This is a genomic window from Kribbella sp. NPDC054772 (assembly GCF_053611945.1).
The window spans coordinates 243,476-257,452 of the sequence record NZ_JBSHBJ010000002.1; the positions used below are offsets into that span (position 1 = coordinate 243,476).

The 13,977-nt window shown below is 68.5% G+C and carries 10 protein-coding genes and 1 riboswitch; of the genes, 2 read left to right on the plus strand and 8 right to left on the minus strand.

The genetic code is table 11. The features are described from left to right. Positions 1 to 84: 84 nt before the first annotated feature. From ACWGID_RS04050 to ACWGID_RS04060, 3 genes are all read right to left on the minus strand, one after another. Positions 85 to 885, minus strand: a complete 801-nt coding sequence (locus ACWGID_RS04050; RefSeq protein ID WP_452194216.1) for a DUF4184 family protein — start codon at positions 883 to 885, stop codon at positions 85 to 87. A gap of 18 nt (positions 886 to 903) precedes the next feature. Then, entirely contained in the window at positions 904 to 2,997 is a 2,094-nt protein-coding gene (locus ACWGID_RS04055) for a DUF6351 family protein (RefSeq protein ID WP_452194218.1), read from the minus strand. 73 nt (positions 2,998 to 3,070) lie between these two features. Beyond that, positions 3,071 to 3,586 (minus strand): DinB family protein, encoded by a 516-nt coding sequence (locus tag ACWGID_RS04060; protein WP_452194220.1) that lies wholly within the window; start codon positions 3,584 to 3,586, stop codon positions 3,071 to 3,073. Between the two features lie 96 nt (positions 3,587 to 3,682). Continuing rightward, positions 3,683 to 3,796, plus strand: a riboswitch (SAM riboswitch). A gap of 16 nt (positions 3,797 to 3,812) precedes the next feature. Here ACWGID_RS04060 and ACWGID_RS04065 point away from each other — a divergent pair. After that, a complete protein-coding gene (locus ACWGID_RS04065) occupies positions 3,813 to 5,177 on the plus strand; it encodes an aminotransferase class V-fold PLP-dependent enzyme (RefSeq protein WP_452194222.1) in 1,365 nt (454 codons plus the stop codon). Between the two features lie 10 nt (positions 5,178 to 5,187). Here ACWGID_RS04065 and ACWGID_RS04070 read toward each other — a convergent pair whose 3' ends face one another. After that, positions 5,188 to 7,245, minus strand: coding sequence for a prolyl oligopeptidase family serine peptidase (locus ACWGID_RS04070; RefSeq protein ID WP_452194224.1), 2,058 nt, complete (start codon positions 7,243 to 7,245; stop codon positions 5,188 to 5,190). A 121-nt stretch (positions 7,246 to 7,366) separates the two neighbouring features. Then, the gene (locus tag ACWGID_RS04075) at positions 7,367 to 8,890 is read right to left on the minus strand and encodes an alkaline phosphatase D family protein (RefSeq protein ID WP_452194226.1); all 1,524 of its coding nucleotides are present in this window, start codon (positions 8,888 to 8,890) and stop codon (positions 7,367 to 7,369) included. A gap of 212 nt (positions 8,891 to 9,102) precedes the next feature. Here ACWGID_RS04075 and ACWGID_RS04080 point away from each other — a divergent pair, with 212 nt between their 5' ends. Next, entirely contained in the window at positions 9,103 to 10,203 is a 1,101-nt protein-coding gene (locus tag ACWGID_RS04080) for a fatty acid desaturase family protein (protein ID WP_452194228.1), read from the plus strand. Here ACWGID_RS04080 and ACWGID_RS04085 read toward each other — a convergent pair. The 3 genes from ACWGID_RS04085 to dapA are packed head-to-tail and all read right to left on the minus strand — an operon-like array spanning position 10,177 to position 13,851. Continuing rightward, positions 10,177 to 11,208 (minus strand): LacI family DNA-binding transcriptional regulator, encoded by a 1,032-nt coding sequence (locus tag ACWGID_RS04085; protein WP_452194230.1) that lies wholly within the window; start codon positions 11,206 to 11,208, stop codon positions 10,177 to 10,179. The two genes, ACWGID_RS04080 and ACWGID_RS04085, sit on opposite strands and share 27 nt — an antisense overlap. 37 nt (positions 11,209 to 11,245) lie before the next feature. Continuing rightward, the gene (locus tag ACWGID_RS04090; protein ID WP_452194232.1) at positions 11,246 to 12,940 is read right to left on the minus strand and encodes a ribonuclease J; all 1,695 of its coding nucleotides are present in this window, start codon (positions 12,938 to 12,940) and stop codon (positions 11,246 to 11,248) included. Continuing rightward, positions 12,937 to 13,851, minus strand: coding sequence for a 4-hydroxy-tetrahydrodipicolinate synthase (gene dapA, locus ACWGID_RS04095; RefSeq protein WP_452194234.1), 915 nt, complete (start codon positions 13,849 to 13,851; stop codon positions 12,937 to 12,939). The genes ACWGID_RS04090 and dapA overlap by 4 nt, the downstream gene beginning before the upstream one ends. Between the last annotated feature and the right edge of the window lie 126 nt (positions 13,852 to 13,977).

Genomic DNA, 13,977 nt, shown 5'->3' on the forward strand with positions numbered 1-13,977 from the left:
CGGGTCGCCATACTCCTGAGGCTACCCCGATCACCTCTCGAGTCCCACGTGTCACACGCCGGTCACGCTGCCCCATCCGTAGCGTCACAGTGTCGCGACCCGCCTCCGGAACCGAACCAGATGCCAGATCACGACGTACCACCCGAGGGCGGCCAGGCCTCCCGACACGAGGCCGGAGAGCAGCAGTCGTACGGCGATTTCGCCGCCCAGCTCACCGTCCGCGCGGCCGAGTTCGATGATCGCTCCGGTCGCTGCGAGGAGGGTCCCGGCGGCGAGTACGACGTACCGGACCCAGGGGGCGACCTGGTCACCCGGAGTGACGGGAGCCGGCGTCGTACGGCGGAACCAGCGGTAGAGCCAGACGGCGAGGACCAGGCAGCCGCCGACGGTGCTGACGTACTGCAGGATCCGATTGACGTCCCAGGCCGGGGTCACGGTGGCGCGGAAGACGTCGGGGAACTGCTGGACGAAGTAGCCGTCGCCGTGGGTGAAGGAGTCCCAGATGACGTGGGTCAGGGCGCCGAGGACGGCCGAGACGACGGTCCACAGCAGCACCCGAACGCCTGGCACCCGAGGAATGCGCCGCGGGGACGGGAGGCGCGCAGCCAGCGACGGCGGCGCGAGCGCGATCAGCGGGCGCTTGAGGAGGACGGTGAAGACGGCGAGCAGGAGGAGCGCCAACAGCGGGTCCAGCCAGAACGCGGACGTGAACTCGTGCGTGAGCGTCAGAGTGAAGTTGCCGCTGACCTGCTGCGTGGCGAACCGATAGAGCGGGTCGACGTACAGCAGGTCTGGTGCGACGGCGCCGGCGATCAGGGCCGATGCGACGAGGGGCCGGCGGATCAGCGGGAGGATGGCCGCGGGGTGGGCCAGCGTGAAGGGCACACCCCGCAGCCTAGGAGGTCAGAAGGTTGGCCAGCTCGGGCCCGGGTCCTGCTGGCCGATACCTCGCTTCGACCAGTCACAGACGCCGTTGGGGAAGGTCTGACGCAGCGTCTTCCACTGCGCTGCGGTCAGCTTGGCCTTGTAGTCGGACCGCGTCATCGGATGCAGGCGGCACTTGATGACGTCGTTGGCAACGGAGGCGCCGGCCACCTGACGCGGCGCCGGCCACACCGGGTACAGCGTGTTGCACTTGGTCGTTCCGATGCCGTCGACCTGCGTCTCGACGATCTTCTGGTTCTGCGGGCTCCAGCACGCGTCCGTGAGCGACGTCGGCTTGTTGCGCAGCAGACGTTCATGCGGCGAGCCGGGCCCTTGGTCCGCGTCGGTCGCGTCCATCCACCGGTCGAGCGCGTCCAGTGCGTTGGTGAGCACCGGGTTCTTGGTGCTGAAGCCGCCCGCCGCGTCTCCGGCCTGGACGAGCATCACGTGGTTGCCGAAGTCGCCGTTCGCCTTCTGCAACCGCTCGCGGAGCGAGAACGAGTGGAAGATCAGGTGGATGTCGCCGTTCGGCAACTGGTCCCAGTACTGGCGGTAGTCGATGATCGGCGTACTGGCCAGTCCCCCACCACCGTTGATCAGCTGACCGGTCCGGTACGCCGTGTCGATCGCGCGCTGGTCCGCGACGGTCCGGGCGGGTACGAAGTTCGCGTCGGTGTCGAACCCGCCGATCGCGCGGTTGAGGTCCAGGAACTGCGCCGCGGTGATCTTGCCCGCGTTCAGCGCGTCGAGGCCGTACTGGATCCCGACGTTGTCCAGCGGGCGCCGGGCCGCACCGGTTGCTGGGTTCTTGCCCCAGATGTTGACCTGATGGTCGTAGACGTCGCAGCGCGCGCCGTCCGGGTTGCTGACCGGGTCGTAGCGCTGCGCGACCGGGAGCTGCGCGGGACAGTAGACCCGCGGGTCGATCCGTCGGCCGGCGCCAGCCAGGTTGGCGATCGTGGTGACCATGCCGAACCCGGACGCGGCCCGTTTCTGTTCGTCGGTCCAGCCGGTCGCGGACTTGAAGTAGTGGTCCAGCAGCAACGCGTCGGTGATCGTGTGCAGCGTCGCGAAGCCGACCTCCGGGAACACGCAGGACGCCATGATCCCGTCGAGCAGGCCCGGATAGTTCTCGGCGATCTGGAACACCTGGTACGAACCGCCCGAGCACCCCCAGCCGATGGTCTGCTTCGGTACGCCGATGCTCTCGAGGATGTGCTCACGGGTCATCGACATCGTCTCGGCCGCGAGTACGCCGTTGCAGTTCACCCCGAACACGTTCAGGCTCGACGACGCGACGGCGTACCCACGACCGAGCAGTACGTCGTCGTTGACGCCGCCGGTGCCGCTCCCCTGCTGGTACCAACCACCCGGGCAGCCGCCGCCGAACGTGTAGACCAGGCGGCCGTTCCAGCCGGTCGGCGCCTTCAGCGCGCTCGGTTCACCCGCGGCGGGATCGTTGAGTACGGCGTACTCGTAGATCGACCGGTTGATCACGCCGGTCTCGACGCGGACGACGTACGGCACGGTCCGGCCGTCCGAGGTCGTGGTGGTGGCGAGGTCCGCCGGTTTCGTTGCCGGGAGCACCTTCAGTGAGCGGTCCACGGTCGAGCGGTACAGGTAGTCGACGCGGATCGGCACCGAGCAGTTCGCGTCGGTCGGTGGGCCGAGCGGGACCTTCGCGAGGGTGATGAAGGTCGCCGTACCGCAAACGAACGGCGTCTCGTGCGGGCCGGCGAGCATCGGGCCGGTCCGCGGATGGTTGGTGAGTTCGAGCCGCGCATCGGCCGCAGTGAGCGTGTTGCGGCCGTCGACGAGGCCTTGGACGACGCCGACCAGCTTGTCCGCGGTCCGGGTGAAGGTACTAGTGATGTCACGGCCGTTCAGCCGGACCTTCAGGTCCTCCAGGTGCCGGCCGGAGACGGAGACCAGCGCGTTGCCGTCGCTGACCATGTCGGGGCGGGGTGCGGACAGCACCTCGATCCGCACCCCGGACGCCGCACTGGCGGGCAACGCCAGGACAGCGGCAATCATCGCTGTTGCAAGCGCCACGAGGGCGGTCGTTCGCTTCATGTGACGAGTTGAGCACGGTAAGTCCGCGCCGGGAAGAGTGAACGGCAACCGTTTTCCACCTGCCGTGGACCATTTACGCGCCGGTGGTGCCATCCAGTTGCTCGCGGAGCAGGTCGGCATGGCCGCAGTGCCGGCCGTACTCGCCGATCAGGTGGATGTAGATCATCCGCAGCGACGACTCGGTGCCGCCGAACGTGAAGCGATCGTCCAGGGAACGACCGGCGACCGCCTCGTCGGACAGCTTCCACTCCGCGATCAGACCCTCGTACGCCGCCTGCGCGTCAGCGGGATCGATCAGCTCGAAGTCCGCGTCCTTGCCGAGCTCGGGCGCGAACAGTGGCTCGGCGGGCGCGTCGGCGAAGTGGATGCGGAACCAGATCCGCTCCACCTTCGTGAGGTGCCGGATCAGGCCGAGCAGCGAGAGGTTGGACGGCGGCGACGGGCGGGCCGCCAACTGCTCGGCGGTCAGCCCCGCGCACTTGAACAGCAGCGTGGTGCGATAGAAATCCAGATAACCCTGCAGCAGCTCGCGTTCGGGAGCAGTCAGCGAGCCGTCCGGCCGCTCGACCGCAGGTGCGTTCCAGGTCATTGCCATCCTCACGTTGTCCCACATTGTGTACATCTATCTCATCACATGAGATATGCACTGGCGGACCCCGTATCCCGTTCGTTACCGTTCACGGCAGGTCATGAGTGCCAGCGACAAGCCCCGGCTCGCTGGCCGGCAACCCTCCTCCGCGGTGGGGTGCCCCGGGTGAAGACCAGGCCGTGCGGATACCCCGTTCGGCAAGCGCGGACTTCCTGGGAGCACCAGCATGTCGATCCTCTCCATCCTCGAGCCGGCCAGTACGACGTCCAACCGACCGACCGTCGCCCGGCTCGCGACCGGCAGCATCCCCGCCACCGTCGGCTCGGACCTGCTGGTCCCGCTCGCCGACGGCCGGGTCACCGACTACGCGAACTTCGACCACGGTGCGAGCGCCCCGTGTCTGGAGTCGGTGCGGAACAGCGTCGAGGCCGCGCTGCCGTCGTACGCGTCGGTGCACCGCGGCAACGGGTACGCCTCGCGGATCACCACCCAGTGGTACGAGCGGGCACGCGCCGAGGTGCACGCCTTCGTCGGTGCCCGGACCGACGACCAGGTGATCTTCACCCGGCAGACCACCGACGCGCTGAACCTCCTGGCGCACGCCGTGCCGGCGGACGCGACCGTGATCGTGTTCGAGTCCGAGCACCACGCGGCGCTGCTCCCCTGGCCGGCCGAGCGGACCATTCGGCTCGCCGCGCCGAGCAGCCCCACCGAGGCCGTGACGAACGTCGCCGACGCGCTGCGGGCGGCGCCTGAAGGCCCGCGCCTCGTGGTCGTGACCGGCGCGTCCAACGTGACCGGCGAGATCTTCCCGATTGCCGAGATCGCCGCCGTCGCCAAGGCGCATGGTGCCCGGGTCTGCCTCGACGCCGCCCAGCTCGCGCCGCACCGCGCAGTCGACATCGCCACACTGGATGTCGACTGGGTCGCCCTGTCCGGTCACAAGCTCTACGCCCCGTACGGCGCCGGCGCGCTGATCGGCCGCTCGGACTGGCTCGACGCCGCCGACCCGTACCTGTACGGCGGTGGCGCGACCCACGCGGTCACCAGCGACACCGTGGTCTGGTCGACCGGACCGGCGCGGCACGAGGGCGGCTCCCCCAACGTCATCGGTGCGATCGCCCTCGCCTCCGCGTGCGCCGCGATCAGCAAGCACCGCGACGCCATCGAGCAGCACGAGCGCAGCCTGCTGGCCCGCCTGCGCACCGGACTCGCGCAGATCGACGGCGTCACGACGTACTCGATCTTCGGTGCGGACGCCGACCGCGTCGGCACAGTCTGCTTCACCGTCAAGGGTCTGACCTCGACGCTGGTGTCCGCCGCGCTGAGCGCCGAGTACGGCATCGGTGTTCGCGACGGCAAGTTCTGCGCCCACCTCCTGGTCGGCCACCTGCTCACCACCGGCAGCGAACACGGTACGGCGGTCCGAGCCAGCCTCGGCCTCGGGACGACCCGTGAGCACGTGGACCGCCTCGTCAACGCCGTACGCACGCTGGCCACCACTGGCCCGCGGACGGAGTACGCGGAGAGCGCCCACGGCTGTCAGCCGGCCGACGATCCCCGCGACCTCCACGCGCCGCGCATCTGGTGAAGCAGCGCTCCTACTGCTCGGGAGGTACGAGACCTACATGGTGAGCAGCGAACGCCAGTAGGTCCGCCCACTCCGCAGCGACCATCGCGGCGGGCTTTCCGAAGCCATGGCCGGTGTTGACCTCGACGCGAGTCAAGACAGGCCGCGGATCGGACTGCGCATGCTGCAGGGTCGCGATGAACTTGTGGCTGTGCAACGGCACCACGCGGTCGTCATGGTCACCAGTGACCACCAGAGTCGCCGGGTACGCCGTCCCGTCGCTGACGCGATGCAGCGGCGAGTACGCCAACAGGTCCTCGAACTGCTCGGGGTCATCGGGCAGACCGTAGTCGGACGCCCACGCCGCTCCCACGGTGAACTTGTGGAACCGCAGCATGTCCAGCACGCCCACACCGGGCAGTGCGACCGCGAAGAGGTCCGGTCGCTGCGTCATGACCGCTCCGACGAGCAGTCCACCGTTGCTGCGGCCGTGCATGGCCAGCTGCTCCGGAGTGGTCACGCCGGTGTCGCGCAGGTGCTCTGCGACCGCGATGAAGTCGTCGAACACGTTCTGCTTGTTCTTGAGCCGCCCCGCATCGTGCCAGTCGGTCCCGTACTCGCCACCACCACGCAGGTTGGCGATGACCAGTACTCCGCCGGCGGCGAGCCACGCCGGCCAGCCGGGACGGTAGTCCGCCTGGATCGGGATGCGGAATCCGCCGTACCCCCACATCAGGGTCGGGCGCGGTGCGGAGAAGTCCAGGTCGGACCGGGTGATCAGGAAGTACGGCACGTCGCGTCCGGGAGCGATCCGGCGCGTCACGGTGACCTGCGGCGGCGTGAAGCCACCGGAGCCGCGGACCAGCTCCGGCAGTGCACGTACGTCGCCTGACCCGGTCGACACGACGTACGACAGCGTGGGGTCGGTCGTCGTCGACAGCCCGACGAACAGCTCGTCGTACTCCGGTGACGCGTTGAGCCCCACCACTCCCCCGCCAGGTACGTCGACCTCACGCGCACCGGATCCGTCCAACGCATAGAGCGTCAGCACCGACTGCGCGTCGACAAGCGTCAGCGTGGCCAGGCCGTTCGCCGTACCGCGGACTGCCTGCAGCGTCGCCTCGCCCTGCGGGATGAGGTCGGTGAACTCGCCTGCCAGCGTCGACAGCACCACTCGGCCTCGTGACGCGTCGCGGTCGGTCCGCAGGACGAGGTGGTCCCCGGACATCCGCACGAAGGCGATCTCGTCCTTGAACTCGTCCACGACCTTGACCGGCTCGCCCAGCCCGTCGGAGGTGATCGGGTAGACCCAGAGCCGCGTGCTCGGGTCGGTCCCCTCGGTGATGTGGACGACGAGGTACCGGTCGTCGTCGGACACCTCAGGCGTGTAGAAGTACTGCTCCTTGTCCGGGATGCTCAGCACCAGCTCGTCCTCGGACTGCGGCGCACCGACCTTGTGCAGCATCAGCCGCCCAGCAGCCAGCGAGGTGGTCTCGGTCCCCTCGTTCCGCCCACTGACCGGGTAGTGCAGATACAGGTACGCCGAACTGTCCGGGAGCCACGTCGCCTCGGAGAACTTGGCCTCGGACACCACGTCGTCGACCGGCGTACCGGTGGCGATGTCGAGCAGCCGGAACGTCGTCCAGTCGCTGCCGCTCTCGTTGATGCCGTACGCGAAGTACTTGCCGTCCGGGCTGACGGTGAACGAGCCCAGTGAGTCGGTGCCGTCCGCGGACAGCGTGTTCGGGTCGATCAGCACCCGGCCGCCGCTGAGCAGTTCGTCGAGCGACTCGGCCACGTAGATCACGTCCTGCGCCTGCGTGCCGTCGTTGCGCCCGGCGAAGTACCAACCCGCCTTCTTCACCGGCACACCGGCGCGTGGCCTGGCCAGGATCGCGGACAGCGTGTCCTGGAACCACGCGCGCTCCGCGTAGCCCGACACCTCGTCCTCGGTGAAGGCGTTCTGCCGGCGAACCCAGTCCTGGGTGTCGTCCGCGTCAGGGTCTTCCAACCAACGGTAAGGATCGGCGATCTGGTGTCCGTGCATCGTCTCGACCACGTCGTCGCGGCGGCTCTCCGGATAGGTCATGAATCCAAACCTAGCCGGAGAACGCGTCGTACTCACCGGCCCCGGTGGGCGGCATCCCGCGCAGGCGCCGGGGCCGGGTGAGTACGACGGACCCATCAGTGACGGGCCTCTCAACCAGGCTCTATCGGGTGGGGTTGATGTCCTTCGACCAGAGCACCTTGCCGAACAGGTTCCGCAACGACACGGTGAACACGCCGGTCCGTGGGTCGATCGTTGTGTGACCGAAGAACTGGTTGCCGCCGGCCGGCGACTGGTTCGGGAAGTCGGCCGCCTTCGACCACACGACCTGCGGCCCGAACGTACTGTCCAGCCCGTTCGGCCCGAACGTCCCGGCGTTGATCGGGCCCGCCACGATCTCCCAGAACGGGTCGAAGTCGGTGAACGCCGCGCGCGCCGGGTCGTAGTGGTGGGCCGCGGCGTAGTGCACGTCCGCGGTCAGCCAGATCGCGTTGCGGACCTTGCGCTTCTTGAACTGGCTCAGCACCCAGGCGATCTCGTGCTCGCGACCGCCGGGCGCACCGGGCAGCCCGTTCCCGACCGCCTCGATCAGGTCGCCGTCCGGCACCAGCAGGCCGATCGGCATGTCGCTGGCGATCACTTTCCAGGTGGCCTTGGACGCCGCGACCTCACGGACCAGCCAGGCGGCCTGCTCGGCGCCGAGCATCGCGACCGGTCCGGCCGTCGACGGGACCGGGTTCGCACCGCGGTACGTCCGCATGTCCAGGCAGAACACGTCGACCAGCGGCCCGTAGCTGACCTTGCGGTAGATCCGGTCCCGGTCCGCGACGTGCTCCATCGGCAGGTACTCGAGGAACGCCTGCTTGGCCCGCGCCGCGAGGACGTCGACGCGCTTCTCGGTGTACCGGTCGTCGGTGAGGATCTCCCCCGGGTACCAGTTGTTCAGCGTCTCGTGGTCGTCCCACTGCGCGATCAGCGGTACGTCGGCGTACAGCGAGCGCACGTTGTCGTCGAGCAGGTTGTACTTGTACCGCCCGCGGTACTCGGCCAGCGTCTCGGCGACCTTCGCGACCTCCTCGGTCACCACGTTCTTCCAGATGGTGCCGTCGGCAACTTTCAGCTCGGCCTGGATCGGGCCGTCGGCGTAGATGTTGTCGCCCGAGTGCAGGAAGAAGTCCGGCCGGGTGTCGTGCATCGCCCGGTACGCGACCATGCCGCCGAGGTCCGGGTTGATGCCGTACCCCTGGCCCGCGGTGTCACCGGTGAACACGAACGACACCGGTTTGTTGCGGCCCGGCGTACTGAACGAGCCGTCCAGGGTCTCGCCGATCCGGCCCTGCGCGTCCTCGAAACCGATCCGGTAGTCGTAGCGCTGGCCGGGCCGCAGGCCACGCAGCGGCAGCCGCGCGGTGAAGTCGTCGGCGGCGTCGGTCTTCGGACCACGCAGGTTGATCGCCTTGTCGAAGCGTCCGTGGCTGGTCAGCTGCACGACCAGCCGGCCGGGGCGGTCGGTGCGCGACCAGACGACGGCCGAGTTAGGCGTGACGTCAGCACTCGCGATCCCGGACGGCAGCGCCGGACGGTCGCGACGGACGAGGTTCGGCGCCGCGGCGGCCACCCCGGGTACGGCGAGGGAGGCACCGGCGACTGTGGATGCGGCCAGGAGCTGGCGGCGGCTCAGTTTCATGTCCCCGAAGGTGCGCCTCGCTGGTGACGCTCAGATGAAAGCCGAGCGAACTGGGCGTCAAATCACCCTGGACTCGCGCGGCGCGACCCGCGCCAGCCTTGCGTACGGTTACCCGACGTGGTTCCGTTGAGGGTCTCAGCACATTCTCGTACGCTGCCCCGGTACCCCGGTAGCGCATCGACCGATGCACTTCCGGAGCCGGGGCGATTCCTTTGTCACAGCTGCTTGCCGACGACGACGATCCCCTGCGCGCGCAGCACAGGTACACGCACCTCTATACCGACCTGCTGCGAACCGTCCGGGAGCTTGGGCTGCTGCGCCGGCGCCGCGGCTATTACCTGACACGCATCGCCCTGGTGGTCGGTTCCTTCATCGCGGTCTGGGTCGGCGTCGGTCTGCTCGGCAATTCATGGTTCCAGCTGTTGATGGCAGGTGCCCTCGCGCTCGTCCTGACTCAAGTGGCGTTCCTCAGCCACGACAGTGCGCACCGGCAGATCTTCGACTCCGCTGCCTGGAACGACTGGACCGCGCGTCTGCTGGCCGGTGGCCTGGTCGGAATGAGCGCCGACTGGTGGCGATCGAAGCACAGCCGCCACCACGGCGCCCCGAACCAGCTGGACAAGGATCCGGACATCGCGATCGGAGTCATCGCGTTCACCCCGGAGCACGCCGGCCGGCGCCGGGGTTTCCAGGCCTGGTTGACCCGTCGCCAAGGTTGGCTGTTCTTTCCCCTCCTGACCCTCGAGGGCCTCAGCCTGTACGTCTCGAGCATGCGGCACCTGCTGCGCCGGGGGGCGACCTCGGTCGAGCGTGTCGAGGCCGCGATCGTGGCGGGCCGGATCGGTGGCTACCTGGCCGTGCTGCTCATCCTGCTGCCGATCGGCAAGGCCGGCGCGTTCCTCGCCCTGCAGCTCGCCGTTTTCGGGGTGTGTCTCGGCGGTTCGTTCGCGCCCAACCACAAAGGCATGCCGCTCGTACCGAAGACGATGAAGCTGGACTTCCTCCGGCGTCAGGTCCTGATGTCGCGCAACATCCGCGGCGGGATCCTGACCGACTTCGCGATGGGCGGGCTCAACTACCAGATCGAGCACCACCTGTTCCCGAGCATGCCACGGCCGACGCTGCGGAGGGTGCAGCCGATCGTCCGCGAGTACTGCGGGCTGCACGACGTGGCCTACACCGAGGTCAGCTTCTTCGCGTCGTACCGGATCGTCGTCGGCTATCTGAACAACGTGGGACTTCGCGCCCGTGACCCGTTCGACTGCCCGCTGGCCGCGGAACTCCGATCAGTGAGCGGGCGGAATCTCGCCTGAACCGCGGATCGTCAGCTTCACCGGGACGCGGACCGTGCGGCCGGGGCGATGCGGCTCCGGCAGGCGCTCGGTCATCAACTGGATCGCGGTCCGCGCCATCACGTCGGCCGACTGCGCGACCGCGGTCAGCCCCGGGCTCAGCAGGTCGCCCAACTGAAGGTCGTCGAACGACACCAGGGCGACCCGATCCCGCCGCCCGGCCAGACCGCGCAGCACCTCGGCAGTGGTCATGTTGTTGGCCGACAGCAACGCCGTCGCAGGATCACTTCGATCGAGGACGGCCGACAGCGTGATGCCGATGCCCTCGGTGGTCGGCTCGGACAGGTGCACCAGGTCCTCGTCGACGTCGATCCGGTGCCTCGCCATCGCCGCCCGGTAGGCCACCACCCGCTCGCGAGCGGTGAAGATCCGCTCGTCGTCACCGAGGTACGCGATCCGCCGATGGCCCTGCCGGACCAGGTGGTCGATCGCCTGATCGATGCCGCCCGCGTTGTCGGCCAGTACGGCGTCGGCCTCGATACCGTGCGCGGGACGGTCGATCGTGACGACCGCCATCCCGGCGTCCACGTGCGGGGCCAGGTAGTCCTGGGTCTCGCCGATCGGGGCCATGATCAGCGCGTCCGGCCGGCGGGCGACGAACTCCAGGCAGACGTCCTTCTCGCGCTCCGGGTCCTCGTCGGTCAGACCGATCATCACCACCGAGCCGGACGAGCGCGCCCACAGCTCGACCGCGCGGCCGAGCGAGGCGAAGAACGGGTCGCCGATGTCGCGGATCACGACGGCGATCGTCCCGGTCTTGCCGCGGCGCAGCATCCGGGCGGACTCGTTCGGGGTGTAGTTGAGCTCCTTGATCGCGGCCTGGACCTTCGCGGTCAGCTCCGGGCTGACGTTCGGCTCCTCGTTCACCACCCGGGACACGGTCTTCAACGCGACCCCGGCCCGGGCGGCGACCTCCTTCATCGTGGGCCGGCGCTGGCCCGTCCCGTTCACTCCACTGACACTCATCGCCGGCCCACCCCTTCGTCTAGTCGCGCCGACGTTACTAGCTTTCGACAACTACCGGAATGATCATCGGGCGGCGGCGGTGGGTGTCGCTGACCCACTTGCCGACCACCCGGCGGATCACCTGCTGCAGCTGGAACATGTCGTCGACCCCGCCGCCGATCGCCTTCTCGATCTCGGCCTCGATCTTCGGCTTCAGGTCGTCGAAGACGGTGTCGTCCTCGGCGAACCCGCGCGCCTGGATCTCCGGCCCAGCGGTGAGCTTGCCGGTGACCGAGTCCATCACGGCGATCACCGAGATGAAGCCCTCGTCCCCGAGGATCCGGCGGTCCTTCAGCGAGGTCTCGGTGATGTCACCGACGGTCGAGCCGTCGACGAACACGTACCCGCAGTCGACCTTGCCCGCCACCACGGCCTTGCGGTCGATCAGGTCGACCACCACACCGTCCTCGACGACCACCACGTTCTCCCGCGGTACGCCGGTCTGCACCGCCAGGTCGGCGTTCGCGTGCAGGTGCCGGACCTCACCGTGCACAGGCATCACGTTGCGCGGCTTCACGATGTTGTAGCAGTACAGCAGCTCGCCGGCGCTCGCGTGGCCGGAGACGTGCACCAGCGCGTTGCCCTTGTGGATGACATTCGCACCGTGCCGGACCAGGCCGTTGATCACCCGGTAGACCGAGTTCTCGTTGCCCGGGATCAGCGACGACGCGAGGACGACGGTGTCACCCGGCTGCAGGTGGACGACGTTGTGGTCGTTGGCCGCGATCCGGGACAGCGCCGACATCGGCTCGCCCTGCGAACCGGTCGACACCAGCACCACCTGCTCCGGCGGGTAGTTGTCGAGGTCGCGCATGTCGATCAGCGTGTCGCCCGGCACGGTCAGGAAGCCGAGGTCGCGGGCCACGCCCATGTTGCGGACCATCGAGCGGCCGACGTACGCGACCTTGCGGCGGTGCTTCACGGCGGCGTCCATCACCTGCTGGACGCGGTGCACGTGCGAGGCGAAGCAGGCGACGATGATGCGCTGGTTCTTCGCCTTGGTGAAGACCCGGTCCAGCACCGGCGCGATGTCGCGCTCGTGGGTGGTGAAACCGGGCACCTCGGAGTTGGTGGAGTCGACCATGAACAGGTCGACGCCCTCCTCGCCGAGCCGGGCGAACGCGCGCAGGTCAGTGATCCGGTTGTCCAGCGGCAGCTGGTCCATCTTGAAGTCACCGGTGTGCAGCACCACGCCGGCCGGCGTCTTGATCGCCACCGCGAGCGCGTCCGGGATCGAGTGGTTCACCGCGACGAACTCGCAGACGAACGGCCCGATCTGGAGCTTCTCGCCCTCGACCACGGTCTGCTGTGGCACGTTGCGGTGCCGGTGCTCCTTCAGCTTGCCCTCGAGCAGCGCGAGCGTGAGCTGAGACCCGACGACCGGGATGTCACCCCGCTCACGCAGCAGGTAGGGCAACCCGCCGATGTGGTCCTCGTGGCCGTGCGTCAGGACCACCGCGACGATGTCGTCGAGACGGTGCCGGATCGGCTCGAAGTCCGGCAGGATCAGATCCACGCCGGGCTGGTTCTCGTCCGGGAAGAGGACGCCGCAGTCGACGATCAGCAACTTGCCGTCGTACTCGAACACCGTCATATTCCGGCCGACCTCGCCGAGGCCGCCGAGCGGGATGACCCGCAAAGCGCCCGGAGCGAGAGGTCCGGGCGCGTCGAGATCTGGATGGGGATGGCTCATGCAATCAGTCCTGCCGTCTTGAGGTCGGTGGTGAGCCAGTCCACTTGCTCGGCGGTCGCCTCAACCAACGGCAACCGGAGGGTCGCGTGCTCGATGACACCGGCCAGCTTGAGGGCGGCCTTCACCATGATGGCGCCCTGGGTCCTGGTCATGATCGTCTCGACGGCGGGCACCAGCCGTCGGTCGATCTCCTGTGCGGTGGCAAGGTCGCCGGCCACCACGGCGTCGATCAGCTGCCGGTACTCCCGGCTCGCGACATGGGCTACCACGCTCGCGATGCCGACCGCGCCGATCGCCAAGGAGGCGAGATTCAGCTCGTCCGCACCGCAGTAGTAGAACAGATCGGTGTTCGCCAGCACCTTGGTGGTCCCCGCGATGTCACCCTTCGCGTCCTTCACCGCGACGATCCGCGGGTGCTCAGCGAGCGTGATCAAGGTCTCCGTCTTGATCGCGACGCCGGACCGGCCGGGGATGTCGTACAGCATGTTCGGCAGGCCGGTGGCGTCGGCGACCGCGGTGAAGTGCGCGCGCAGCCCGTCCTGCGGAGGCTTGTTGTAGTACGGCGTGACGACGAGCAGACCGTGCGCGCCCGCGGCCTCGGCCTGCTTTGCGCACTCGATCGTGTGCGCGGTGTCGTTGGTGCCGACCCCGGCGACGATCAAGGCGCGGTCGCCGATCGCCTCGCGGACGGCCTCGATCAGCTGGACCTTCTCCTGGTCCGACGTGGTCGGCGCTTCGCCGGTGGTCCCGTTCAGCACCAGGGCGTCGTTACCGCCGTCGACGAGGTAGGTCGCGACCCGCTGGGCGGCGTCGAGATCGAGCGCACCGTCGGCCCGGAACGGAGTGATCATCGCGGTCGTCAGGCGGCCGAACGGCAGCGCCGGCGAGGGCGTGGATTCTGGCGAGGACATGAGCCTCAGATTACCGCTCCTGGACCCTGAAGAAATGAGTAGGCCTGGTGGCTGTCCGCTCGGGGGTCCGGGCAGCCACCAGGCTCACTCGTCCTATCGGGCTCGACCCGGGAGTCGTTACAGCTT